The following is a 23,701-nucleotide window of genomic DNA, read 5'->3' as shown; positions in this document are numbered from 1 at the left end:
GGCGGAGCCTGCTGTTGTTGGTTGGCTGGAGCCGCTGATGCCTGGCCTATCGGAGAACCTGAACCACTGTATGGGTCTGGGGATCGACGATCACGCGCTGGTTGTTGACCACCGTATAGGCATATTTCGGATTGCTTGGCACCGGGGTTACGACCACACTCTGCGGGATCGGCTTGCCGACAGCGATCGGCTGTTCGACCACCACCGATGTGGTCGGCGCAGGCTGTTCCTGAACATAGGTGACAACCTCGCGCGGCGGCGGATCGATCGCTGTGCCGGCGATGGCGCCAGCGACACCGCCCACGGCAGCGCCAACAGGGCCGCCGATGATTGCGCCGGTCACTGCGCCGCCGGCAGCGCCGTTGACGGTGCCCTGCTGTGCGCCGGCCTGGGTTGCGAAGGAAGCGGCGAGAATGGCGCAGGACGCCAGGATGATCTTCTTCATGGGTCTTCTCCTTTTCGTTGAACTTCCGAAGGGCTAACCCACCAGTTTCCGACTGGTTCCTGTCTATCGGTCACCTTTCGTAAGCGGCTGAAATCTTGGGCGAGGACGCATTCGGAAGGAAAAGTCGCCTGGAACCGCAGGCGAGAGCGATCTTTCCCGGTAAGCGGCTGCTTAATGTTTGCTTTCTCAGCCACGCCGCAACTAACGCCCCGTTCATGGTGTTGGCGAACAAGTCTGGTCGGTCTTCCCGTATTTAAGCCTTTCTTTGCGAGAGCCGCTCAGGCTCTGACAAAACAATGGCCGGATCGGCAGGGGCGGCAACGTGAAAGCGACGGACAAGAAGATCGATACAAGGCACGGCCGCATCCGGGTCAGCGATACCGAGGGCTCGGGCCTGCCGCTGCTTCTGCTCCACGGAGCCGGCACCTGCCGGAAAGTCTTCGAGCGGCAATGCCGCCCACATCTCCTCGAAAGAACGCGCATCATCGCCCTCGACCTGCCGGGACACGGCGATTCCGATGACGCCGAGGATCCGGAAATCGCCTATTCGCTTCCTGGCATGATCGACACGATCGACGAGGTGCTTGTCAATCTGGGTGTGCGCCAGCTGGCAATATTCGGATGGGGGCTTGGCGGCCACCTGTCCATCGAGATGCTTGGCCGAAGCCGTCTGGTCGAGGGCCTGCTGCTTGCCGGCACGCCACCCGTCTCCCGCGGGCTGATCGGCGCCCTTCGCGGCTTCCACCCTTCGGTCGATCTTCTCTTCGCCACCAAGCCGCATTGGTCCGAGCGCGAGTTCAAGCGCTTCGAGCAACTTTGCCTCGGTCACAGCGCCACGCCGGATATTCGCAACGCCATCGCGCGCGCCGACGGTCAGCTCCGGTCGATCTTCTCGCAGAGCATCATCCGCGGTGACGGCCATGACCAGCGTCGCACCGTCCTGGATGCCCAGGTGCCGGTCTTCCTGGTCAACGGCGCGGACGATCCCTTTGTCCGCCACGGCTATATCGCCGGGTTCCAGGACCATGCCCACAACCGTTTCGTGGAATTGATCGAAGACGCGGGCCATGCTTCGTTTCGCGAAAAACCCGAACCGTTCAACGCGATTCTCGACCGATTCGTCGACACCGTCCTGGAAAACCGAACGACCAAGGTGCCCCGCGCCGTGGCTTCACGATAAGCGGGCTAGATCAAAAAATCGATGCCGGGACCACTGATCCTATTGCCAAGTAGCGATCGGAGTCTATTTGCCTCCTTCAGTCTGGGAGGATCTGCCTGTGGAATATCGTTTCCTGATCGTCGAAGACAGTCTGCTGGTCGCCATGGATATCGAAGACGCCATCCATCGCAGCGGCCATGACGTCGTCGGAATAGCACCCGACATGACCGTGGCGCTGAACTATACGCGGGACACGGACATCGCCTTTGTGGACGTGCGCCTTGCCGATGGCGAGACCGGCCCGGAAATCGCCAAGACCCTGGCGGAATATGGCATCGTGGTCATCATGATCACCGGCAATCCCGGGCTCGTGGCGGGGGGCGTTTCCGGTGTCCTGGGCGTGATGGCCAAGCCGATGACCGACCAGGCGTCCATGGATCTCATCCAGTTCGCTGTCGACCGCAAGAATGGCCGGCCGGGCACGCCGCCGGCGCGGTTGCGCCTGTTCCACTGAGGGTCGGGGCCGCGACACTGAAATAACTTCCCGCCTCTTGGATGACAGGACCGGATATCCGCGCTATGGGATCGGCCCCAGAGCGACAGTGGGGCATACATGCGTTATTTCATCACCGGAACGGCAGGCTTTATCGGTTTCCATTTGGCGCGACGCTTGCTGGAGGATGGCCACGAGGTTCTCGGCTTCGACGGGATGACGTCCTACTACAGCCTGCGCCTCAAGGAGGCCCGCAACGCGGGGCTTGCCCAGTTCCCGGCCTTCCGCCCGGTCATCGGCATGCTGGAGGACAAGTCGCTGCTCGACACGTCGGTCGAGGACTTCAAGCCGGATGTCCTGATCCACCTCGCCGCCCAGGCGGGCGTGCGCTACAGCCTCGAAAATCCCAAGGCCTACCTCGACTCCAATCTCGTCGGCTCCTGGAACATCCTCGAGATCGCCCGCAACTATGGCGTCGGCCATCTGATGCTCGCCTCCACATCGTCGGTCTACGGCGCCAATCCGGACATTCCATTCCGGGAAACCGACCGGGCCGACGAACCGCTGACCTTCTATGCGGCGAGCAAGAAGGCCATGGAACTGATGGCGCACAGCTACGCGCATCTCTACAAGGTGCCGATCACCGGCTTCCGCTTCTTCACGGTCTACGGCCCCTGGGGCCGGCCGGACATGGCGCTCTTCAAGTTCGTCAAGGCGATGATCGAGGATCGCGAGATCGAGATCTACGGCGAAGGCAAGATGAGCCGCGACTTCACCTATATAGACGACCTGGTGAATTCGATCATCGACCTATCCAAGGTCTATCCGGGGGAAGACAACCGCGTCCCCGGCATCGATACGCTCTCCCATCAGGCCCCGTTCCGCGTCGTCAATATCGGCGGTGGCCAGCCGTCGGGCCTCCTCGATTTCGTCGAGACCATCGAACGGATCCTGGGAAAACCGGCCAGGCGCAAGATGCTGCCCATGCAGAAGGGCGATGTGCCGAGAACCTTCGCCAGCCCCGATCTGCTCGTGGCGCTCACCGGCCGCAAGCCGGAGATCGGCCTGGAGGAAGGCGTCAAGGCCTTCGTGCAATGGTATCTCGACCACCGGCACGAGATCGACTGAGCCGAGGCTCGGCCAAGTGGCTCAGCCGCGCCCGAACTCGTCGACGATGCGGATGATGTCGTCCTCGCCGAGATAGGATCCGGTCTGCACTTCGATCATTTCGAGCATGATCTTGCCGGGATTGGCGAGCCGATGCACCTCGCCCTGCGGGATATAGACGGACTCGTTTTCCCTGATGATCCGGGTTTCCTCGCCGATCGTCACTTCCGCGGTGCCCTTGACGCAGATCCAGTGTTCGGAGCGATGGTGATGCTTTTGCAAAGACAGCTTCTTGCCGGGCGTCACGAACAGCCGCTTCACCTGGAAACGATCGCCGTTGAGCACCGACGTATAACCGCCCCATGGCCGATAGGCGGTCGGATGGGTTTCGGTCAGCGCCGCGGTGGCCTTGGCGGCGGCGAGCTGCTTGACGATCTTGCCGACATCCTGACTGTCTTCCAGCCGGCCGATATAGACCGCATCCTCGCTGGCGATGACGGCGACGCCATCCAGCCCCTGTACCGCGAGATGACTGGTGCGCGACATGACGAGCGAGTTCGTCGTGTTGATCAGGGTGGCGTTGCCTGAAGCGACGTTCCCGGCCTCGTCGCGGGCGCCGAGTTTCCAGACCGCGTCCCAGCTTCCGAGGTCGGACCATGTGAACGAAGAGGGCACGACCGCCGCATTGGAGGTCTTCTCCATGAGCGCGTAGTCGATGGAGATATCCGGGCTTGCGGCAAATTCCTGGGCGTCGAGGCGGGTGAAGTCGAGGTCGCTCGACGCCTTGGCCAGTCCTGCACGGGCGGCTGCCTCTACCTCGGGCACGAAGATGCCGAGTTCGTTCAGCACCTGGCCGGCCTTGAACATGAAGATGCCGGAATTCCAGGCAAAGCCGCCGGCCGACAGCATCTTCTCCGCCTCGGCCAATACCGGCTTTTCGACGAAACGCTTCACCTTGCAGGCGCCGGCAGGCAGCGCCTCGCCGATCTCGATGTAACCATAACCGGTGGCGGGTTCCGTCGGAGCGATGCCGAAGGTGACGAGCTTGCCGGAAAGGGCCGTTTCTCTGGCGATGCGGATCGCATCGAAATAGCCGGCATCGGCGGTAATCTCGTGATCCGAGGCGAGCACCTGCAGGACGGCGTCCTCGCCGAACCGGCTTTCGACGAAAGCGGCAGCGGCGGCGACCGCCGGGGCCGTGTTGCGGGCGACGGGTTCGAGCAGGATGCCGGAGAGCTTGATGCCGAGTTCGCGGGCCTGTTCGGCGACCAGGAACCGGAAATCCTCGTTGGTGATGACGACCGGAGCCTCATAGAGTTTCTGGTCCGAAACGCGCGACAGCGTCGCCTGGAACAGCGTCTTGTCGCCGATGAACTGGATGAACTGCTTCGGCGCACTGGCGCGTGACAGGGGCCAGAGCCGGGTTCCCTTGCCGCCGGCCATGATGACGGGGATGATCTTGCTGTTCATTCCAATATCTCCGGCAGTTTTCGTCCAAAAATTATCGTTCAGGCTTTGCAGCCCAGGCGCGGATGAGGTTCAGCCCCTCATGCAACAAGGCCTTCGCCTCGTCTTCCGTCCCGGCCTCCACATAGCAGCGCATTTCAGGTGCGTTGCCCGATGGCCGGAAATGCACGATTCGCCCATCTCCGAGCGTCACCCGCAGACCATCGATATCGCTTTTGGCCGCGACTGTCGAAATCGGCGCGAGGAAGGCTGCAAGATTGTCGTCGGATTGTCTGAGATAGGCCATCAGCGCGGCACTGGTCTCGACCGGGAAATTCTCCAGCCGGTCGGCGGCCGCAAACGGGAGCCGGAAGGCGGCGGCGACTTGGGACAGGGACTTCCTTTCACGGGCAGCGAGAACAAGCGTTGCCAGCACCGGCAGAAAACTGTCGCGGGTCGGCAGCGCGGCGAGAACGCCTGCGCCTGCATCGAAAGGCGAGGCGGTCAGAAACCCGCCATTGGCCTCGAAACCCACGACGCCCGTTCTCCCTGCTTCGAGTGCTGCGAGCATGCCGGCGATCACGAAAGGCGATCCGACCTTGGTGCGGACGACCTCGAAATCCCCGGCCGCCTCAATGCCCGAATTGGAGGTGACCGGCGTCACAACGATGCGCGCTTTCAGAAAGTTCGCCGCGATCAGGCCCAGAAGGTCGCCGCGCAAAGGCTCTCCGGTTTCGTCGGAAACCAGCGGTCGGTCGCCGTCGCCATCGGCCGAGACGATCGCATCGAGCCCGTGTTCTCGCGCCCAGCCCTTGAGGAGGTCGATCGTCTCGGTTGAGACCGCTTCCGTATCGACCGGAATGAAATCTTCCGAGCGGCCGAGCGGCACGGCGTCTGCGCCGTAACCTTCAAGAACCTGCACCATGAGATCGCGGGCGACCGTCGAATGCTGGTAGACGCCGACCTTGAGGCCGGCGAGCGCGCCTTCGGGCAGCATCACCGCATTGCGCGCGAGGAACAATGCCCCGGCTTGCGCTGAATGATCCGGCGCTTCGCCTGCCATCGCATCGATCTCGCTTCTGTCGAGTTCGGCGGCGATCGCCGTGATCCGCGTTTCGTCCCGTTTGTCGATCTCGCCGTCGGGTCGGTAGAACTTGATGCCGTTGCGGTCTGCGGGGATGTGCGAGCCGGTGATCATCAGCGATGCGGCCTTGAGCTGAAGTCCGTAGAGCGCCAGCGCCGGTGTCGGGATCGCGCCACAGTCGATCGGCGAAAGGCCGGCTTGTCGGAGTGCGCCGATGCAGGTGGCGGCAATGCCGGGGCTCGACGGACGAAAATCGCGGCCGACGAGCACTGCAGCGCCGGGCTTTGCGGCGCCCGTTTCCAGGAGATGCCTGGCAAAGGCCTGGGTGTAGAGCGATGTAGCCCGTCCCTCCAGGTCGATCACAAGGCCTCGAAGGCCGCTCGTTCCGAATTTCATCCGATACCCACCAAGGAGATTCCAGCCCTGATCGTCCTAGTTCATTTCCTATGAAAATAAAGCCGAAACTGGCAATACCTCAAATCGGCGGTGATTGGGGCCGAAGGAGCAGGTTTCCGTAAAGCTTGGCGAGCCAGGCGGAATGGTGCTATCATTCGGGCACAATCAGGCCTTGTCCGGATGGCCAGGTCTTTTTCGAGTTCGGCTGCTTCGGGTTCGAAGCTTGGGAGAGCCGTCATGGGAGCGAATATCGTAAAAAGCGTCGCCTTCGTGGTGTCGATCGCCGGTCTGGCGCTTCTCATGGCCGTGGGCGAGCCGACCGAAGACGAGACGTGCCCCGGAAGCCTCGCCTTCGAGAAATCCCGGCAACTCGTCGAAGAGCGCCCCGACGTCATCGATATCGCCTGGAGCAATTTCCGCTGGGTCGACGATTGCCGATTCGCCATGGGCGGCTATGCGGACATCAATACCGACAAAGGCCTTGACCGCAGGGATTTCGAACTCGTGGTCGCTTTCGATCCGCAGCTGCGCCGCTGGCAGCAGGTCAGCTTTTCGACGTCGCAATAACGCCCGGCGCGCGCAGCTATGTCGGGGCCGCACCGTTCGGGATTTATCTATCTGCAGACGCGCGTGGTCCTGGTGACCCACCGCCCGTGATGGCGGTACTGGACGCTCCTGACCCTGCAGTGAGGCCGGTAATGGTGCCTGGAATACTGCCGGTAGTAAGGGCGATGGTAGCGATGGTATCCCGGCCGATAATGGTGCCCAGACGGCCGGTAGCCCCGATCACCGATCGTTATGCTGAAACTGTCGGCAAGGGTCGGGGCCGCAGTCGTGGTGAGACATCCAAGCCCGATGATGCAGGCGGCAATGAATTTTTTCATCTTCTCCTCCTTCAGATTGGCCGCTGGATTGGCGGTTTCTGTGAGGGTAGGCCGCGGAAAATGAACGAAAGCTGACCGCTGCGTTCATGTCCGGCAACACCCCCGGCTTTGCTCGGCCGGTGGTCACGAGCAGGGCTTGCGTCAGGGGTTGGCGGGCGCGTCGACATGCGTGTCTCTGACGAGCGGCTCGTCCGCGGCATCGTCGTCCATGGCTGCAATGCTCAGAACGCATGCGACGAGACCGGCGATAAGTAGCAATCCATATGGCATCGGCGTTTCCTCCGTTGCCCCCAGCGCCGAATACACGACCCAAAGCTTAAGCATCGCCTAAGATATTTGGTTAACGAGGCGAATGTGACCGTTGTTGGTACATGTCGAGGGAACGCCCGCAGTCCAGCTTGCAAGGCTGATCGGCTAAACTACTTCTATCAGCGGTAGACGCAGTAAAATGGCGGACAAGATGTCCGCCGCGATAATTCCTAAATTGCGCTGCAATATTCGCATAAACTATTGTTTTAACATGGTAATAACGAAAACCAGTGAATTTAGGCTCAGGACTCGTTAAATCACATCCAGAAGATGACGGCTGCAGCGATGCATATGCTTGAGAAATAGGTGTGTGCGCAGCGGTCGTATCTGGTGTGAATCCGCCTCCAGTCCTTGAGCCTGCCGAACATGTTTTCGATCTTGTGGCGCTTTTTGTAGAGCGTCGGATCATGTGGGATGACGCTCTTGCGGTTTGCCCGAGATGGAATGCAGGCCGTGATCTTGCGTGCGGCCAAGGCGTCTCGAAACCAGTCGGCGTCATAGCCCTTGTCGGCCAATAGGGTCTTGGCCTTGGGAAAGGCGGCGAGCATTTTCGCTGCCCCTTTGTAGTCGCTCATCTGCCCTTCGCTCAGAAGCAGGATGAGCGGTCGACCATGACCATCGCAGACGGCATGCAGCTTGGAGTTCAATCCACCTTTGGTGCGTCCGATACGTCGGGGAACATCCCCTTTTTTAGCAGACTGGCTGCGGTGCGGTGGGCTTTCAAGTGGGTCGCGTCGATCATCAACTGCTCGGGCCTGCCGCGTCTAGCGGTCAGTTCGGCCAAAATCCGGTTGAACACGCCGAGCCTGCTCCAGCGGATGAAGCGGTTGTAGATCGTCTTGTGCGGGCCATATTCCTTGGGCGCGTCGCGCCACCGTAGCCCGTTGGGTAAAACGAAAATAATGCCGCTCAAAATCAGTCGATCGTCAACGCGCGGAATACCGTGGGACAGCGGGAAGTACGGCTCGATCCGACGCATCTGCGCCTCCGACAACAACAGCAAATCACTCATCGCAGGGCTCCTTTCGATCCGAATGAATCAAAGCCACCGCGACGCTGCAAGCTATTTAATGGCTCCTGAGCCTAGGCGTGCTCGGAGGCACCTGTTGCAAATTGTCTATACTATCGCGGGCGTGTCGAGTTCGAGCCTGACGGGAACGGGTAGGCATCAAACGCAACTGAAGTAACAAAGAAAAATCCTGCTTGCAATATCGCAGGCAACTGCGGTACTACCCGCTTGGGTGGAATTTAGGGGAATGCACATGGGTTCTGTGCCGAAGGCACGAGTCGCATAGTCCTTTCTAGCACGACTGGGAGGCCTCTCCATTCCTAGGGGCAAATGCCGTAGATCTGGCGGCGCTAACACTTTATGAATATTAGAAAAATTGCGTCATGTGGCCGCAGTCAACCGGTCGATATTGAGAGCATGCCGTATGTTTGACCCATTTGGATTGTTATCGGTGGGACCACTACCGATAGCATTGGTAACAATCGGTGCGCTACTCTATATCAGAAACACAATCAGGCGCATAAACGTTCCACTAGCAACTTTTGCGTCGTCCCTTTTCATTTCTACTTTTATTTCATCTTTTCTATTTTTTACTTTCGCGGCAGCGTCATCTTTATTTTTATTGGCGGCTCAATGTTTCGGCACTCTGATATATTTTTGCTTGCTTGGGTACTCCTTCAGCACGGCAGAGATTGGAAAAAGAAAAATACTGGAGAGGACGGATGTTAGTCGTGGTCGTTTAGCGCTGTTTCCCTTTGTCGCACTCATTGCGGTATTTGTTTTGGATTGTCTGCCGTTTCTGGTTGAGCCGAAATGCTATGGCGCGCGATGCACGATTTTCCGATCAACTATAGGATATGATCGCGACTTCCAACTCTACTACGTCGCTTCACTTTTCGGCGTGATGGTTTTGTCGACAGCAATTTTATCCGTGCTGCATCTTCTTAGAACCCCCAAATAACTGTTTATAAGGATTGGACGTGGCCGACCTCGCCACATCTGACACGGTGGACTCAGCGCGAGGCCGCGCCACCCCAAGCAGGACTGCGAGGTCGTCGAGGCGTTCAAAAAAACTTCCCTCGCACCCTCGCGGCGCATCCCGCGGGCGTGACGCGCAAGAAGAAGATCGAGATCTGGTTCCAGGACGAGGCCAGGATCGGTCAGAAGAATGGCCTCGTCCGACAATGGGCGCGCCGCGGCACGCGCCCGATCCAGCCTGCAGACAGGCTACGAGAGCGCCTACCTGTTCGGCGCGATCTGCCCGGCTCGGGGCATGGGTGCGGCACTTGCGCTGCCATTCGCTGACACAGACGCCATGCAGGGGCACCTCGACGAGATCGCCCTCCATGTAGCCCGAAACGCTCATGCCGTGGTGCTGCTTGATCGCGCCGGATGGCACACTACTGCAAATCTCGTTTTGCCGGTGAGCGTCCGGCGAGCCGGTTTTGGCGGGGTGCGGAATTAGCGCAAGTTACGACACAGATGATTCATTTGTGTCGTAACAGGGGATGAATGGCCAAGGTTGAGATCCTGACGGGCGGTGAGCGCATCGCCAATATCCTGACCATTATCGAGACGGCCAAGCTACATGGCCACAATCCGGAAACTTATCTCACCGAGGTTCTCGGCCATATCAAGGACTGCCCGAAGGACCGTCTCGAAGACCTGTTGCCATGGAATATGGTGCCGGTAACCACCGCTCTACAAAAGGCTGTCTGATGGCTCGTTCGACGCACATCTATACGATCGAAGACGTCGCCACCATGATCGGCGAGAACCTTGAACTCCTCCAGGAAATCGCTGCCAACTCCGACAATATCGACTACGGCGAAATGGTCCACGTCCATAACGGAACCGAGGACGGCACCATCGGCTTTACGAGGTGAGGCATTGAAAGCCTTCAAGAGTTCCTCGCCGAAATCAGGTCATGGGACGGAGGTGTCCGCGAGTTCCTGACCGATGAAAACTGCGATCCAGAAATCATCGCGCGCGTCATGGCTGATGAGTCCAAGCTATCGGTCTAAACCGAAAAATCCGTTGGCCATCGCTCACCGACAACGAGCGCCGTAGCCATCTCATCAAACGGTCACCGAAACCCGATACCTCTCATAGCCTCAAAGAGAATTTCTTTCTGCTTGAATGGGCATTGGCCGGAGCGCAATTCCATTTCAGCATTGGCAGGGCGAAAATCAACGCAACGGGTTTTCACCAATATCCGCCCGTTGGACGTCGAGCTGGCGGCGAAGAGCGCCAATTATTTGACTGGTTCAACTGATCCCAAGGTCGTCGGCAAGGGTAAACCCTTCAATCTCGAGGTTGCCTTGTCCTACATGCTGGATTCACGCCGCACAGGCATCAGCACGTGCGTAGGCTTGGCGGCCGTGGCTGTGCTTCACAAATCAAGGATCGGCAGCGATCAGGGACGGCTGAACGGGCACGATCAAGCTACGAGGCTCTTTGTATTCCACTTTCTGTTGAATTGAAAAAACAAATTATTGGCGCTTGATTGCACGTTACCCCTGAAATTGGCGGAGGAGACGGCAATGCAGCGAATTGCTTTAAGTGCAACAATCCTCTTATTCTCGGTGGCGTCAGCATTCTCCCAGAACACATCACCTGACGAGATGGTAAAAAGAATTCAGTCTGGCTCGATCGACACAAATATCAACACCTATGTTGTTGAGCAAGCGACGGTTCATTTTGCGCTTGGGTATATCAAAGCGGCAGATCCCGACTGCGGGTTTGATGCGGACATCATCCTTGCAAATGAAGTGCTGGCAACAAACTACATATATCCCATTCTGCAAAAACATCTCGTGTTTGTGGACGAAAATGGCAAGGACGCACGTACAACGTCCCCGACGGAGCTGGTGAGACGGGCAGGCATCCTTTCCGCAAGGCTCGTCGTCTATCAAAAAACGTCCGAAGTGAAAGGGCGCGAGTTCTTTATACTGCAGAAGAAGATCGCGGGATGCTCAGGTGAACAGACCAAGCGATTCTTCTCCAATGCCTACGCGCTCGTTACCGGCGGCCGACTGCCATACGTTTCCGATCCAAAATTTACGACGACTCTTGAGGAGACGACCTATGAGACCGGCGATGCGGCCATGGATTGCTATTATCGCTTAAGCCCACAAGACCGCTACTCTATCAAGCAGTTCCAGTTCGCCGCCACCAAGCAGAATGTCAAAAAATTCGCGCTGGGGCCGATAAATCCCGAAATACGGAGCCTTGGAGGCTACCAGTTCATGAGATCGTCCTGTCCAGCAAACCCGGACCCTTGGACAGAATCCACGAGAGGCAAACTTAAGGAAAAGGCTTTTGAGTCTAAAGCGGCTTCAAAAGCCGAACGAATGGCGGACTACTACCTTCAGATCTTGGTCGAGCACAAGCAGAACCATAAGTTTGCAACTGATACTGAGCGAGACATGATCAAGGATGAAATCATCAAATACGAGTCATTTGCTGTAGCCCCGGAGGAAGTTACGCGGGAGGCCAAAAGCTTTAGGGATAGGTTCGACGGGACGATGTCGTGCTTCTTTGCGGACAACGAAATCAGGCGTAACAGGTTCATTGATAAATTCGGGTACGCCGTACGGCTCGATCACCTACCTCACCCACATCAGAAGCCCGGTTTCAAAACCATCGTGGTCCGCGGAACAGCTTACTTAGCCAGTCCCTACAATGGTCGCGGAGAAATATTGAATAGCCTTAAACTCAATTGGAGCTGGAACGGCAGCAGTTGCGTACAGCCAAGCTAGTCGAACGCAGCGTGATGGATTGGCGGGTATTTTTGCACGCCGAAACGCCGATGGCTTAAACGCTTGACCTCGACTTCGCGAACGCGTCTGCTGCCCGGATCACCTCCGCAGCGAAGCCAGTGGTTGACTTATTGCAGGGTCTCCTTGTCGGGCACTATACCAACCGAGTTCATGAAAGCCGCCAGAATGTCCGCGCTATCTTGCGGGAGGTCGGAGTAAGCCTTGCCTTCAACGATCACGGTTCGTCCAGTCGTGGTGTCGAATATCTCCCACGTGAATTCGCCATACTTGCGAATGTCGTAGCGTATGTCGGGCTCGCTCATGTCTGAAAATGACAGGGGGGCCAAGACGTCAAGGGCGAGCAGGCGTAACCCGGGGGTGTACTCCCGAATGACACGCTGCCAGTTGCAGCTCATCTCAAACTCTGGTGGGCCGACGAAGCCGGAATAGGGCCGAAGAACAACGTGGGGGCGGAACGTCAGTTACCCTTAAAAAGACAGGGCTTTGAAAGAACGGTCTAGTGAGTTTGTCTCCAAGGACCAACGCGTTTGCATGTCGCGAGCAATTCTCGAAGTGAGAATGTCCTTCCTAAAATACGATTCTTGCCGAAGTTGTCGAGCCAAGAACACCTCATCGCCTTCTAGCCGTTCGACAACCCCTGCCCATGCACAATCCAGCAAATCCTTCTGGAATAAATCGCGGATGCCAAAAGTTTTGACCGCACAAAATATAACCTGAGCAAGATGCCCAAAAAACATCGAAAAAAGGAGCCTACGCCCTCCCTCCGAGAAATGCGGCATATCAGATAGGTCAGCATCGAAAGCCTCAATCTCCGATATCCCATAGTCATGATCTCTATCCAGTATTACTGAATCCATATCCCGGACGATAAGCCGCACAGGAAGGCCATCATGTATTTCAATGATCGAATTTTGGAGGTGCGGCTCCAGTGCCAGTCGTAGTTTTGAAAAAGCATATAGCCCTGCTTCAATTAAAACATTTATGTACCTCTCCAGAAACTGTGTAACATCTAGAGAAGACAGTTTGCACTTTACAAACTTTGCGAAGGCTTCGGGACTGCAAAATATATTTATAGCGGGTATGATTTCGGCGCCAGACATTGCATCCACGGGCGCGCGTACGATCATGCAAGCGTGCTGTCCTATGATTTCGTTGCGATGGCCGAGCGTTGACGTATCGTACTGGAAGCCAAGTTTTTTGAATGGGGACCGTAGGTTAGAATGCCGCGCGATACACGATGTGACCTGAGAATACCGAAGATTCTTTCCATATATTAATCGATGTTCGCCAGTTATCGTTGCATTAATTGGAAGCTTTACATCAAATTTTGTGCCATCAAGGCGAAACGTTCTTTGAGAAGCTAATGGTATACCGGGAATCGTTCCGACCTTCACGAGGTGGCGCTCAGAAACTAGTGCTTGAACAACATGAGAGAGTTTCAGTTGCCACGGATGCACAATAAGCTGAGGTCGCTCGGTAGGGATAATTTGCCCCGCGCCCCAAAGCATTCGGGATTCAGCCTCGGTAAGGCCTAGCTGTGATCTGAAAATCGCGTCGCTCATTGCGAATACAGGAAGTTGGACTACGTGTCCCGTAACAGGAGAGCAAGCTTCAACTAACTCAGAATTTGGACCCACCCGCAACGCGGGGAATGGATAGTAGTGATGACCTTCATGGGCGCACTCTATCGCGGACTCGCCGTGAGGCGAAGTTTTGTGCAGCAAAGTATTAAACAACATATTTGCAAAACTATTCTGGAAGTCTGCATTTATATAAGAAACTTTATTTTCAAATTCCGTATGAAGCGATAGCTTCACTAAAGAATTGCAGAACATATTTACGGTTGATACTTTTAAACTGATCTCGCCATCGCAGAACAAAAACGGCGAAGCGAATAATATCTTACCAAATGGAAATATCTCAACCACTCTGCAGCATATAGATGGATCTCTCCCAATTTTGACGTGCTTTTCTCCATTTAATTCAACAGTTGACCAGATCCCCCATTTGTCTTCGTGAACGAGCGAGCAAATTATTCCAGATATGCATTTATATAATGACTCGTTGTAGGCAGTCTTGAAATCACGCGTGCTGATTTGTTTAGATTTACTCCAAGACCACGTATCCCAAACGTTCATAACTGGCCTTAATTTACGCGGGTTCGCATCGCGCAACCATTACACCTGTGGCAAGAAGGGAATGTCAAAGTAGAAACTTCATCGTTGGTTATTTTGTTGAAATCTCTCATTCTTTGAGAAAAGAGCTCTACAGTATCATCGGGGCCAAAATCTTTTGACAATTCATCAATCATTTTCGCTGTATATGCGATATGCTTTGTTTCGTCACAAATAAGAACATCGAGAAGGCGGATCAACCTCGACTGAGATTCCAGTGGCGCATAAGCCAAGAGTATAGGCCGCTGAATTAACTGATGTATTCTAGTTCTTATTTCTGCAATATTCATCTGTATCAAATCATCGATAGTTATATCATGCGCGAAGGCTGAATTTTTCCTGGCTGACAAGAAATCAATTTCTTCATAAAAGGGTATCAGAGAATGCAATTCGACACGTAAGCTCGCAGGAATTGAGCCGGGAAAAACCAACTCGGTAATTGCGATGTACCATCGGGCGTGACGAGCTTCATCAATCGAATGTTCCTTCACCAATGCCCGCGAAGGTCCTTTGCTCGTCGATGCGGCAAGATCTCTCAATCGCGATGAGCCGTCTCCTTCTGCGAGCGCATTCGCGATCAGGGTCTCGGCAAGCCAATTTGGATCAAAGGCCACCGCCCGATAGGCATCCCCATAGGGCTTCATCCCGAAAGGCGGCGGCTCTCTCAAGCACGCAAGAACTAAAGCCCTTTCATATGTAATTAGCGGGGGCGTCCCCACCTCGCGAAGAGCATCAATTGTTTGATTGGCTACGATACTCACCTGCGCCCCCGCATGCTGCCGTATTGTTAAGCTGCCTTAATCATAAATGGAGCGTTAACTGCAACAAAGGCCGTCCCTGAGCCTTGGAAGGTTTGGCCCTCATCCGCGAAAGATGCATTGTCAACGACAAGCTTTCCCTTTCGAATTTGGCCAGATAGACGAACTTTTCGTTTTCCAGCCAAATGGGCAAGTGCCTTGGCGTCCTCGTCTTCTAAATCGAACGTAATTGAGGTATCGGTGCTTGCAATAGTCCCCGTGCCAGTTTCACTCATCGCATCCTCCTTGTTTGGTGAAAGTACGCAGTTGTATACTCTCACAAATACACGCCGAAGCAAGTGGAATGTGATAATGCTCGCTCACACTCAAGATAGGGGCGCGAAATGACCTAGGCTCAGGACTCGTTAAATCACATCCAGAAGATGACGGCTGCAGCGATGCATATGCTTGAGAAATAGGTGTGTGCGCAGCGGTCGTATCTGGTGTGAATCCGCCTCCAGTCCTTGAGCCTGCCGAACATGTTTTCGATCTTGTGGCGCTTTTTGTAGAGCGTCGGATCATGTGGGATGACGCTCTTTGCGGTTTGCCCGAGATGGAATGCAGGCCGTGATCTTGCGTGCGGCCAAGGCCGTCTCGAAACCAGTCGGCGTCATAGCCCCTTGTCGGCCAATAGGGTCTTGGCCTTGGAAAGGCGGCGAGCATTTTCGCTGCCCCTTTGTAGTCGCCTCATCTGCCCTTCGCTCAGAAGCAGGATGAGCGGTCGACCATGACCATCGCAGACGGCATGCAGCTTGGAGTTCAATCCACCTTTGGTGCGTCCGATACGTCGGGAACATCCCTTTTTTAGCAGACTGGGCTGCGGTGCGGTGGGCTTTCAAGTTGGGTCGCGTCGATCATCAACTGCTCGGGCCTGCCGCGTCTAGCGGTCAGTTCGGCCAAAATCCGGTTGAACACGCCGAGCCTGCGCCAGCGGATGAAGCGGTTGTAGATCGTCTTGTGCGGGCCATATTCCTTGGGCGCGTCGCGCCACCGTAGCCCGTTGGGTAAAACGATAATAATGCCGCTCAAAATCAGTCGATCGTCAACGCGCGGAATACCGTGGGACAGCGGGAGAGTACGGCTCGATCCGACGCATCTGCGCCTCCGACAACAACAGCAAATCACTCATCGCAGGGCTCCTTTCGATCCGAATGAATCAAAGCCACCGCGACGCTGCAAGCTATTTAATGGTTCCTGAGCCTAGAGGACATCGCTGAGCAGCAGCTCGCCGTGATCATCGAGCAGCGCGACCAGTCTCGGAGACTCAATGACGAACTGATCACTGCTATAACGGAGCCGCTGCAGAAAGCCGTGGGATCGAGTGCAAGCCAAGTCGATCAAATGGTGAGCAAGCTTGCAACCTCGTTGTCCGACGGTCTTGTCGCTGCGATGACCATCACCAGCGACCGTTTGGAGTCGGCCTCGTCGAAGCTTGCAGGACTGGCAAATGAGATCAGCTCGGCGGCTGCCCAGTTTTCCTCCGCCGCTGAACGCACTGCCGTTGGTCTCGACGGTGCTGCTCAGCGCCTTGAGGCCGTATCGGAAAAGCTGTCGAACGCTGGTAGCGAACTTGCTGACGCCGCAGCACCGATGGTGCAAACTGCGTCAGAGACTGCAACCGCGACAAGACAGATTGCGAACGCAAGCACTGAGATGGTGGACGCAGCCAGAACTGCAATTTCCTCTGAAAAGGACGTGGCTGTCACAGCGTTGAACACCATTCGCGATCAAATCAAGACCTTCGAGGCACGAGCAGCATCCTACGACGGTCAGCTTGAGAAGGCATTCCGGTCCTTTTCCGAGGAAATCGCTCGTTCCATCAGTGAGGTCGAAAACCATTCGAACAATGTCCATGGACAGTATGCCGATGCGCTAGCGACCCTTCAGGCCGTGATCGAGAACGCCAAAGCTTTCCAGCCTGAGAGTCAGAGGCCCGCCCAGTGAGAGGCGCAAATCGAACCCACAAGAGCGAAGAGGAGGAGGAGTCTGTCTTCGTCTCGATGGCGGACATGACCATCAGCTTTCTTTTCATTCTGATGATCCTACTAGCATTCTTTGCGAGCCAATTCAGCGTCCAGGATACCGTACCGCGATCCGAGTACGATCAGCTCAAGAAGGAGAAGGACAAGCTGGAAAAAGAGGTGAGGGAGGTTGCGGATATCGTCGACGCGCCCGACTTATCGGTTGCCGCGCGTGTGCGGGAGATGAAGGAAGAGCTGGAGAGGCTGCGTCGACTTCTGAAACAGCCCGAACGCACGAATGCTATGGAGGCATACAACACCGCGGTCGCTGATACGCGCAGAAATCTCCTGGCCAATCTCAAAGACCGCATCAATGAACAGATACCCGGAGTCAACGTAACAGTGAGCGCAAATTTTGATGCCTTGCAGTTCCGCGGCGATGGTTTGTTCGATTCCGGCAGTGCGACGGCGACGGCAGCAGGCGAGAACCGTATGCGCCAGATCGCCGGTATCCTTGATTCAACGCTCTCCTGTTACGCAATGGGTCCGCGCAAGAATTTCAGGGTTGAGTGCAATCCTGCTTATGCATTGATCGATGCTCTTCAGGTCGAAGGGCACACCGACAATGTCGGCTCCGACACCTTGAACATGGACCTGAGCGCGAAGCGGGCATCCTCGATTTACACCTTGATGACGCAGCAGAAGCCCGATCTCATTCAGTTCCTCAACCGGAACTCGCAACCCGTTTTGTCGGTCGCTGGCTTCGGCAAGGGGAGGCCGATGCAGGATAACCAGACGAAGGCCGGTCAAGATGCCAACCGACGGATTGACCTGCGCTTCATCATGGTCGTCCCGTCAAGAGAGGCGGATATCGAAGGTATCAAACGCGCGCTCGCCGGGAGCCAATGATATGTCGCTTCTTGAGGCACTACGATCCCGGCCAAGAGTGAAGACGCGTAGTAGCTGGGAGACAGAGAAGTTTGATGCTGCAGCACTTGCCGTGAGCGTGGCATTTCCTGGCTACGAGAAAACCCCGACACTTTCGCTCACGGAAATTATGACCCGCCTCGATGCGAGTGTGGTCGATGGGACTTCGAAAGCATAAAAATCGGTGACGTAGGATTGGCGATCAAAGCAGCCTTCTCCCATCAGATGAAGGTACCGGAGCGCGTCTTTAAATTCCTTCACGGCGAACTTGAAGCCACAACGAACCCTGTATTTCTCCAAGCTCTATGCGAGGCCTACATCGAATTTTGGCGACCTGGAGCTGAGGAGACCTCCTGGATAGCGAACGTCATTCAGAGCCGAGCAAACTTCCTGCCGCCAAACTGGGTGAGGTGCTTTCGGGCCTTACCTGACGTGTTGCACCCTTCGGCCGCTCCCGAACGCATTGCCGACGCGATGGTAAGGCAAGCCGATGCTTTTCAATGGCTGGTCACAAGCGGTATCGCCGCCCCGCATTCGGGTGAATTAATGCGGCTGACCCACCTCGCTTGGCTCAACGCTTTGCCAGAAACGAACACGATTGAGCGCGCGAACGGTATCCTAGCGTGGATGTTTCCCGCCGGTCGAGCGGCGCTCGAAGGTGAGGCAGCGGCGAAGAGCATTGAGAAGTTCCTGCAGCCGTGGATCAGAGCTAGACCGGAGCCAGAGATGCAGTCGCTGCTGCTCAATACCCTCCTTGACGCCTATGGTGATCCCCGCAATCAGCGAACCGAGTTCTGGCCGTTGGTCTCCACGCCGCATCGGCGAGTAATCATCCGTTGGTTGGCGGCCAGAGCATGGATGCGCTGCTATCCATCATCACAAAGTCGACGGCCAACCATATGTGGCCGCCCCGGCATGGCTTTTGGAAAGGCCTTTATGACAAAGGCCTAATCGATGAAGCATGGGTCGCGCTTTCTCCTGGCGCGATAGACGATGCCGAAAAGATGTTCAAAGCAACCGGCGATCCCGTTTACACTATGACGAGCAAGCAGACTGCGAAGTCAAGAAAGGACACCTGCCTCTTGATCATGCGGATCGGCTCCTACACGGTGCTTGAAGGTTCACATAGCTACAGGCTTCACGTTTTTCTTTCCGCAGATCCCGCTGCTCCCGAGCTCTACCAGGATGAATACGATGCAGAGGCTTTGACCTTGGAAGTGGGGCATCCAAATACCTGCACACATGATGCTTATGGAGGATGGATGAGATGGGCCGAGCAGCGCCTTCTGAGGTGACGAGCGCGGATAGCCTTCTTGCAATCACTTCGCTCAGCTTTCAAAGTCAGATCGCCCCATTCAAAAGGAGCTTTTATGAACGCTCGTCTGTTGACAGCCATAAAGATCGGTGAAGCCGCCAAAGCGATTTTGCTAAAGACCCACAGCTTCCCCAGTCGAGGATCTGAAGAACCTGAGGATGTTGGACAACGCGAACATGTTGGCGTTGAGCCGATGCTTTTAGCGCTGTCCATGGAGTTGGCACTCAAGGCGTGGTTCGTTTTTGACTTCGATGATCCCAAAATTGCCAAATCTCACGACCTCGCCAAGCTGTTTGACATGCTTAGGCCCGAAAGTCGGGAGAAACTTGATGCGGAATTCAAGAGATCAGTGGCGCCATATCATCCCAACTTCCTCCATATTGACTACAGTATTCGCCACATCCTGTATCAGCACAAAGACGCGTTCACAGATTGGCGCTACTTCCATGAGCCAAAATCCACGGCGTTCGATCGGGGTGCTTTCGAGGCAACGCTAGAAATGGTGCTCAAGGAATTTGACAAGAGATATCGCAGTGAGCGGGCGGAGCCACTTTGGCGATCCTGAGTAGGTCCACATTGGGGATTGAGTGTCCGCTTTGAGGAACTTGCGGGCAGTCTAACGACCGAATCGCGGGCGCATTGCAGCAGAATGGAGGTCGATTGGTCGCTCCCCGCGTCACTTGAACGGTGCGGATCTACCGATCGCACAATGTGGGGCGAAATGTGGGGTAAGTGTGCCTATATGCGGCGATTCTCAATGAAACAATAGCTTGTGATGGCCGATGGCGGACAAGGTGGGATTCGAACCCACGGTACGCTTTCACGTACACACGCGTTCCAGGCGTGCGCCTTAAACCACTCGGCCACCTGTCCTTGGTTGCTTTGCGTCGTCTGAGAAGCAAAACGTTGGAACGGCCGCGATATATACCGATCAATTCCCCGGGATCAACCCGAATCTGAAGGTTTTTTGACAGCGGGCGGGAAAACCCCGTTGGCCGCGTTGCCAAGCCTTGGCGCCCGGACTATTTCTTCTGCCATTAAGGCCGTCGTGCCGGAGGCGGCGCGACCGCGATCAACGACGCGGGCTTGTTCGGGATGGCAGTCATACGGTTCGTTTTCCATCTGCTGAGCGCGCTTGCGCTGGCTGCTGCGATCGTTGCCGGCACGCTGGATTCGATCCAGTCCGTTTCGGCCTCCTCCGTTGTGCTGACCAGCCTCGGCAATGCCTGGCTCAATCTCGATCCGGAAAGCCTGACGCTCGCTGAAATCACTGCGAATACCTATCTTGGCCAGGATATCTGGCGGCCTTTCATGGCTCCGGTGCTGGCGCAGCCGGCATTCGCGGTGTTTCTGGCGATCGCGCTGATCTTCTGGATGGCCGGATACAGCAGGCCGCATTTCGCCGGGCGGTTTTCCGCCTGAGGCCAGACCGATTTCTCTCGGCGCCCGAGTTCTGTCGGGGCGGGGACACCCCTGGTCGTGTCGCCAGCGAAGCTTGACTGCTATCGTGGATTGCGCGCCACGAACGCACCCGCCGCGCTCGACTACGGTTGGAACGGTGTCTCAAAGCCGTCTGTTTGTGCAGTTTTCCCGCAACATTGTCGAAGTTTTCAGCAGCTTGGAAGTTTTTTACCAGTTGAAAAAAATCTCGTGAATTTTTCCGAAACCCGTGCAAGAGTGACCGAAGCCAGACCCTTGAAAAAAAAGGGCAGGTGGCCGCAGACATGCCCGGGGAACGGGATTGCGGGAGGACCTAACAGCTAAAAAACAGGGCTGCACGATGAAGAAAACCCTTTTGAGCCTCATTGCCATGGCCGCCATGTCGGCAACCGCGCTTGCCGCGGAGATCAAGCCGGCGCTGGTCTATGGCACGGGCGGCAAGTTCGACAAATCCTTCAACGAAGCCGCTTCCGTCGGCGCCGAAAGGTTCAAGAAGGAAACGGGGATCGACTTCCGGGATTTCGAACCGACCAGCGACACCCAGGGCGAGCAGGCTATCCGCAACTTCGCAAGCCGCGGCTTCAACCCGGTGGTCGCCGTATCGTTCGCCTGGACCTCCGCCATGGAGAAGGTCGCGGCCGAGTTCCCGGACACCAAGTTTGCGATCGTCGACTCCGTCGTCAACCTGAAGAACGTCCGCTCTGTCGTCTATAAGGAAGAAGAAGGTTCCTACCTCGTCGGCCTTCTCGCCGGCATGGCGTCGAAGACCGGCAAGGTCGGCTTCGTCGGCGGCATGGATATCCCGCTGATCCGCAAGTTCGGCTGCGGTTATGTCCAGGGCGTCAAGGCGGCCAAGCCCGATGCGCAGGTCTTCCAGAACATGACCGGCACGACCGGTGCTGCCTGGAACGACCCGGTCCGCGGCGGCGAGCTCACCAAGAACCAGATCGACCAGGGTGCCGACGTCGTTTATGCGGCTGCCGGTGCGACCGGTCTCGGCGTGCTGCAGACCGCTGCCGACAACAAGAAGCTGTCGATCGGCGTCGATTCGAACCAGAACCACCTGCATCCGGGTTCGGTCCTGACCTCGATGGTCAAGCGCGTCGATCTCGCCGTCTACAATGCCTTCAAGGACACCAAGGAAGACAAGTTCACGGGCGGCATCCAGGCTCTCGGCGTCAAGGAAGACGGCGTCGCCTACGCGCTTGACGACAACAACAAGGCGCTGATCACGCCCGAGATGAAGGCTGCTGTCGAAAAGGCCAAGGCCGACATCATCGCCGGCACCGTCAAGGTGCACGACTACATGTCGAACAACGCCTGCAACAAGTAAGGCGGGTTTTGAGGGGCGCAGGGCGACGATAATCGCCATGCGCCCTTTTTGCATATCAGGCGGAAGGGCGGACCATTGAGCCTCGATTCTCCGAAGGAGCCCGCGATCGAGCTTGTCGGCATCGACAAGAAGTTCGGCACGGTACACGCGAACAAGAACATCAATCTGACGGTCGCCAAGGGCTCGATCCACGGTATCATCGGGGAGAACGGTGCCGGCAAGTCGACCCTGATGTCGATCCTCTACGGTTTCTACCAGGCCGACCACGGCGAGATCCGCATTTCGGGAAAGCCGGTGACGATCCGTGACAGCCAGGCGGCGATCGCCGCGGGCATCGGCATGGTGCATCAGCACTTCATGCTGGTCGAGAATTTCACCGTCCTGGAAAATGTCATGCTCGGCGCCGAAGGCGGCCAGCTCCTCGCCAAGGGCGTTGCGAGCGCCCGCAAGGAGCTGAAGCGTCTGGAAGACGATTACGGCCTCGAGGTCGATCCTGATTCGGTCATCGAGGAACTGCCGGTCGGCAGCCAGCAGCGCGTCGAAATCTTGAAGGCGCTCTATCGCGGCGCCGAAATCCTCATCCTCGACGAGCCGACCGGCGTGCTGACCCCTCCGGAGGCCGACCACCTCTTCAAGGTCCTGCGCGTGCTGCGCGATCAGGGCAAAACGATCATCCTCATCACCCACAAGCTGCGCGAGATCATGGCGATCACCGATACGGTCTCGGTCATGCGCCGCGGCGAAATGGTCGCGACCCGCAAGACCGCCGAAACGACCGTCGAGGAACTTGCCGAACTGATGGTCGGCCGCCGAGTCCTGCTGCGCGTCGAAAAGGGCGCCGCCAATCCGGGGGCGGTCCTGATGTCGGTGAGGAACCTGACGGTCAGGGACAGCCGCGGCGTTACCATGGTCGACAACGTCTCCTTCGACGTGCGCGCCGGCGAGATCGTCGGCATCGCCGGCGTTGCCGGCAACGGCCAGTCTGAGCTTCTCGAAGCGATTGCCGGCATCCGCAAGCCGTCAGCCGGCGAGATCTTCATCGATGGCAAACCCGTCGCAGGTGTTGACCCGGCGGGCCTGCGCGAACTCGGGCTCGCGCATATCCCGGAAGATCGCCACCACATGGGCCTGGTCCTGAAATTCGAGGAATACGAGAACTCGATCCTCGGTTACCACCGTGATGCGAAATACGGCCGCGGTCCGTTCCTGGATCTCGATGCGATGCGCAGGGATGCCGAGGAAAAGATCGGCAAATACGATATCCGCCCGCCGAACCCGCGGCTGCGGACCGCCAATTTCTCCGGCGGCAATCAGCAGAAGATCGTCGTGGCGCGCGAGATCGAGCGCGATCCGAAAATGCTGATCATCGGCCAGCCGACCCGCGGCGTCGATATCGGCGCCATCGAATTCATCCACAAGCGGATTATCGAGATGCGTGATGCCGGCAAGGCGGTGCTGCTGGTCTCGGTCGAACTCGACGAGATCCGTTCGCTCTCCGACCGCATCCTGGTGATGTTCGCGGGCAAGATCGTCGGGGAGAAGTCGAGCGAGGCGGGCGAACAGACGCTGGGCCTGATGATGGCCGGGATCGCCGCATGATGTCTGGAGTAATGACGCTGACAGCAATGGCCCATCTGGAG

General features: G+C 56.8%; 24 protein-coding genes, 1 tRNA gene and 3 pseudogenes. 16 read left to right on the top strand and 12 right to left on the bottom strand.

The annotated features are described in order from the left end of the window. Positions 1 to 46 precede the first annotated feature (46 nt). A complete protein-coding gene (locus PMI07_RS03645) occupies positions 47 to 445 on the bottom strand; it encodes a DUF1236 domain-containing protein (protein WP_007756697.1) in 399 nt (132 codons plus the stop codon). Positions 446 to 767: 322 nt separating this feature from the next. On the opposite strand from PMI07_RS03645, the gene PMI07_RS03640 reads away from it, so the two are divergent. From PMI07_RS03640 to PMI07_RS03630, 3 genes are all read left to right on the top strand, one after another. Continuing rightward, complete coding sequence (locus PMI07_RS03640) at positions 768 to 1,625, top strand: alpha/beta hydrolase (RefSeq protein WP_007756696.1); 858 nt, start codon at positions 768 to 770, stop codon at positions 1,623 to 1,625. 97 nt (positions 1,626 to 1,722) lie between these two features. After that, positions 1,723 to 2,118, top strand: coding sequence for a response regulator (locus PMI07_RS03635; protein ID WP_007756695.1), 396 nt, complete (start codon positions 1,723 to 1,725; stop codon positions 2,116 to 2,118). A 99-nt stretch (positions 2,119 to 2,217) separates the two neighbouring features. Continuing rightward, on the top strand, positions 2,218 to 3,225 hold the full coding sequence (locus tag PMI07_RS03630) for an NAD-dependent epimerase/dehydratase family protein (RefSeq protein WP_007756694.1): 1,008 nt from the start codon (positions 2,218 to 2,220) through the stop codon (positions 3,223 to 3,225). Positions 3,226 to 3,246: 21 nt separating this feature from the next. Here the strand turns inward: PMI07_RS03630 and PMI07_RS03625 are convergent, their stop codons facing one another. Both PMI07_RS03625 and PMI07_RS03620 read right to left on the bottom strand, forming a co-directional pair. After that, entirely contained in the window at positions 3,247 to 4,674 is a 1,428-nt protein-coding gene (locus PMI07_RS03625) for a mannose-1-phosphate guanylyltransferase/mannose-6-phosphate isomerase (protein ID WP_007756693.1), read from the bottom strand. A 31-nt stretch (positions 4,675 to 4,705) separates the two neighbouring features. Further along, positions 4,706 to 6,130 carry a phosphomannomutase gene (locus PMI07_RS03620; RefSeq protein ID WP_007756690.1) on the bottom strand — a complete coding sequence of 475 codons (1,425 nt, stop codon included), beginning with the start codon at positions 6,128 to 6,130 and terminating at the stop codon, positions 4,706 to 4,708. A gap of 237 nt (positions 6,131 to 6,367) precedes the next feature. On the opposite strand from PMI07_RS03620, the gene PMI07_RS03615 reads away from it, so the two are divergent. Continuing rightward, positions 6,368 to 6,697, top strand: coding sequence for a hypothetical protein (locus tag PMI07_RS03615; protein ID WP_007756688.1), 330 nt, complete (start codon positions 6,368 to 6,370; stop codon positions 6,695 to 6,697). Between the two features lie 458 nt (positions 6,698 to 7,155). On the opposite strand, the gene PMI07_RS35945 is transcribed toward PMI07_RS03615, so the two are convergent. Continuing rightward, a complete protein-coding gene (locus PMI07_RS35945; RefSeq protein ID WP_280949761.1) occupies positions 7,156 to 7,284 on the bottom strand; it encodes a hypothetical protein in 129 nt (42 codons plus the stop codon). A gap of 296 nt (positions 7,285 to 7,580) precedes the next feature. Beyond that, a protein-coding gene (locus PMI07_RS33910; protein ID WP_155956368.1) for an IS5 family transposase occupies positions 7,581 to 8,335 on the bottom strand; the annotation gives its coding sequence in 2 pieces (ribosomal slippage) (positions 7,581 to 8,002 and positions 8,002 to 8,335; 756 coding nt in all). Positions 8,336 to 9,344: 1,009 nt separating this feature from the next. On the opposite strand from PMI07_RS33910, the pseudogene PMI07_RS35560 reads away from it, so the two are divergent. The 5 genes and pseudogenes from PMI07_RS35560 to PMI07_RS03580 all read left to right on the top strand — a co-directional run. Then, positions 9,345 to 9,764: pseudogene (locus PMI07_RS35560) on the top strand (transposase); the annotation flags it as partial. A gap of 104 nt (positions 9,765 to 9,868) precedes the next feature. After that, positions 9,869 to 10,051, top strand: a pseudogene (locus PMI07_RS03595) (transposase domain-containing protein); the annotation flags it as partial. Further along, the gene (locus PMI07_RS35555; protein ID WP_024163529.1) at positions 10,051 to 10,218 is read left to right on the top strand and encodes a hypothetical protein; all 168 of its coding nucleotides are present in this window, start codon (positions 10,051 to 10,053) and stop codon (positions 10,216 to 10,218) included. The pseudogene PMI07_RS03595 and the gene PMI07_RS35555, both read left to right, overlap by 1 nt. Positions 10,219 to 10,467: 249 nt before the next feature. Then, positions 10,468 to 10,815 (top strand): hypothetical protein, encoded by a 348-nt coding sequence (locus tag PMI07_RS03585; RefSeq protein ID WP_155956367.1) that lies wholly within the window; start codon positions 10,468 to 10,470, stop codon positions 10,813 to 10,815. 60 nt (positions 10,816 to 10,875) lie between these two features. After that, the gene (locus tag PMI07_RS03580) at positions 10,876 to 12,093 is read left to right on the top strand and encodes a hypothetical protein (RefSeq protein WP_007761832.1); all 1,218 of its coding nucleotides are present in this window, start codon (positions 10,876 to 10,878) and stop codon (positions 12,091 to 12,093) included. Positions 12,094 to 12,221: 128 nt separating this feature from the next. On the opposite strand, the gene PMI07_RS03575 is transcribed toward PMI07_RS03580, so the two are convergent. The 6 genes from PMI07_RS03575 to PMI07_RS35935 form a co-directional block, all read right to left on the bottom strand. Next, positions 12,222 to 12,509 carry a hypothetical protein gene (locus PMI07_RS03575; RefSeq protein ID WP_007761829.1) on the bottom strand — a complete coding sequence of 96 codons (288 nt, stop codon included), beginning with the start codon at positions 12,507 to 12,509 and terminating at the stop codon, positions 12,222 to 12,224. A gap of 72 nt (positions 12,510 to 12,581) precedes the next feature. After that, the gene (locus PMI07_RS33905) at positions 12,582 to 14,288 is read right to left on the bottom strand and encodes an IucA/IucC family C-terminal-domain containing protein (RefSeq protein ID WP_155956366.1); all 1,707 of its coding nucleotides are present in this window, start codon (positions 14,286 to 14,288) and stop codon (positions 12,582 to 12,584) included. Beyond that, on the bottom strand, positions 14,261 to 15,049 hold the full coding sequence (locus PMI07_RS34725; protein WP_007761827.1) for a hypothetical protein: 789 nt from the start codon (positions 15,047 to 15,049) through the stop codon (positions 14,261 to 14,263). The genes PMI07_RS33905 and PMI07_RS34725 overlap by 28 nt, the downstream gene beginning before the upstream one ends. A 26-nt stretch (positions 15,050 to 15,075) precedes the next feature. Continuing rightward, positions 15,076 to 15,321, bottom strand: a complete 246-nt coding sequence (locus tag PMI07_RS03565; RefSeq protein WP_037085142.1) for a hypothetical protein — start codon at positions 15,319 to 15,321, stop codon at positions 15,076 to 15,078. A 134-nt stretch (positions 15,322 to 15,455) separates the two neighbouring features. Further along, on the bottom strand, positions 15,456 to 15,689 hold the full coding sequence (locus PMI07_RS35940; RefSeq protein WP_280949763.1) for a transposase: 234 nt from the start codon (positions 15,687 to 15,689) through the stop codon (positions 15,456 to 15,458). 200 nt (positions 15,690 to 15,889) lie between these two features. Then, positions 15,890 to 16,114: a transposase gene (locus PMI07_RS35935; RefSeq protein ID WP_280949760.1), complete on the bottom strand. Its 225-nt coding sequence runs from the start codon at positions 16,112 to 16,114 to the stop codon at positions 15,890 to 15,892. Positions 16,115 to 16,315: 201 nt separating this feature from the next. Between PMI07_RS35935 and PMI07_RS03555 the strand changes: the two genes are divergently transcribed. The 4 genes and pseudogenes from PMI07_RS03555 to PMI07_RS03535 all read left to right on the top strand — a co-directional run bounded on the left by PMI07_RS03555 (position 16,316) and on the right by PMI07_RS03535 (position 19,853). Next, the gene (locus PMI07_RS03555) at positions 16,316 to 17,029 is read left to right on the top strand and encodes a hypothetical protein (RefSeq protein WP_007758265.1); all 714 of its coding nucleotides are present in this window, start codon (positions 16,316 to 16,318) and stop codon (positions 17,027 to 17,029) included. A 56-nt stretch (positions 17,030 to 17,085) separates the two neighbouring features. Beyond that, positions 17,086 to 17,955 carry an OmpA family protein gene (locus PMI07_RS03550; RefSeq protein ID WP_155956365.1) on the top strand — a complete coding sequence of 290 codons (870 nt, stop codon included), beginning with the start codon at positions 17,086 to 17,088 and terminating at the stop codon, positions 17,953 to 17,955. A 243-nt stretch (positions 17,956 to 18,198) separates the two neighbouring features. Then, a pseudogene (locus PMI07_RS36025) lies at positions 18,199 to 19,268 on the top strand (EH signature domain-containing protein). Positions 19,269 to 19,343: 75 nt separating this feature from the next. Further along, a complete protein-coding gene (locus PMI07_RS03535; RefSeq protein ID WP_007758270.1) occupies positions 19,344 to 19,853 on the top strand; it encodes a hypothetical protein in 510 nt (169 codons plus the stop codon). A 218-nt stretch (positions 19,854 to 20,071) separates the two neighbouring features. On the opposite strand, the gene PMI07_RS03530 is transcribed toward PMI07_RS03535, so the two are convergent. Further along, positions 20,072 to 20,161, bottom strand: a tRNA-Ser gene (locus PMI07_RS03530). 222 nt (positions 20,162 to 20,383) lie between these two features. Here PMI07_RS03530 and PMI07_RS03525 point away from each other — a divergent pair. The 3 genes from PMI07_RS03525 to PMI07_RS03515 all read left to right on the top strand — a co-directional run bounded on the left by PMI07_RS03525 (position 20,384) and on the right by PMI07_RS03515 (position 23,660). After that, a complete protein-coding gene (locus tag PMI07_RS03525; RefSeq protein WP_007758272.1) occupies positions 20,384 to 20,710 on the top strand; it encodes a hypothetical protein in 327 nt (108 codons plus the stop codon). Positions 20,711 to 21,068: 358 nt separating this feature from the next. Further along, on the top strand, positions 21,069 to 22,061 hold the full coding sequence (locus tag PMI07_RS03520; RefSeq protein ID WP_007758274.1) for a BMP family ABC transporter substrate-binding protein: 993 nt from the start codon (positions 21,069 to 21,071) through the stop codon (positions 22,059 to 22,061). Positions 22,062 to 22,136: 75 nt separating this feature from the next. Beyond that, entirely contained in the window at positions 22,137 to 23,660 is a 1,524-nt protein-coding gene (locus tag PMI07_RS03515; RefSeq protein ID WP_007758275.1) for an ABC transporter ATP-binding protein, read from the top strand. Positions 23,661 to 23,701 lie beyond the last annotated feature (41 nt).

Origin of the sequence: Rhizobium sp. CF080, from assembly GCF_000282095.2 — a bacterium.
Lineage (GTDB): Bacteria > Pseudomonadota > Alphaproteobacteria > Rhizobiales > Rhizobiaceae > Neorhizobium.
The sequence above is the reverse complement of the archived record's forward strand: the minus strand, read 5'-3'. Positions and strand labels throughout refer to the sequence as shown.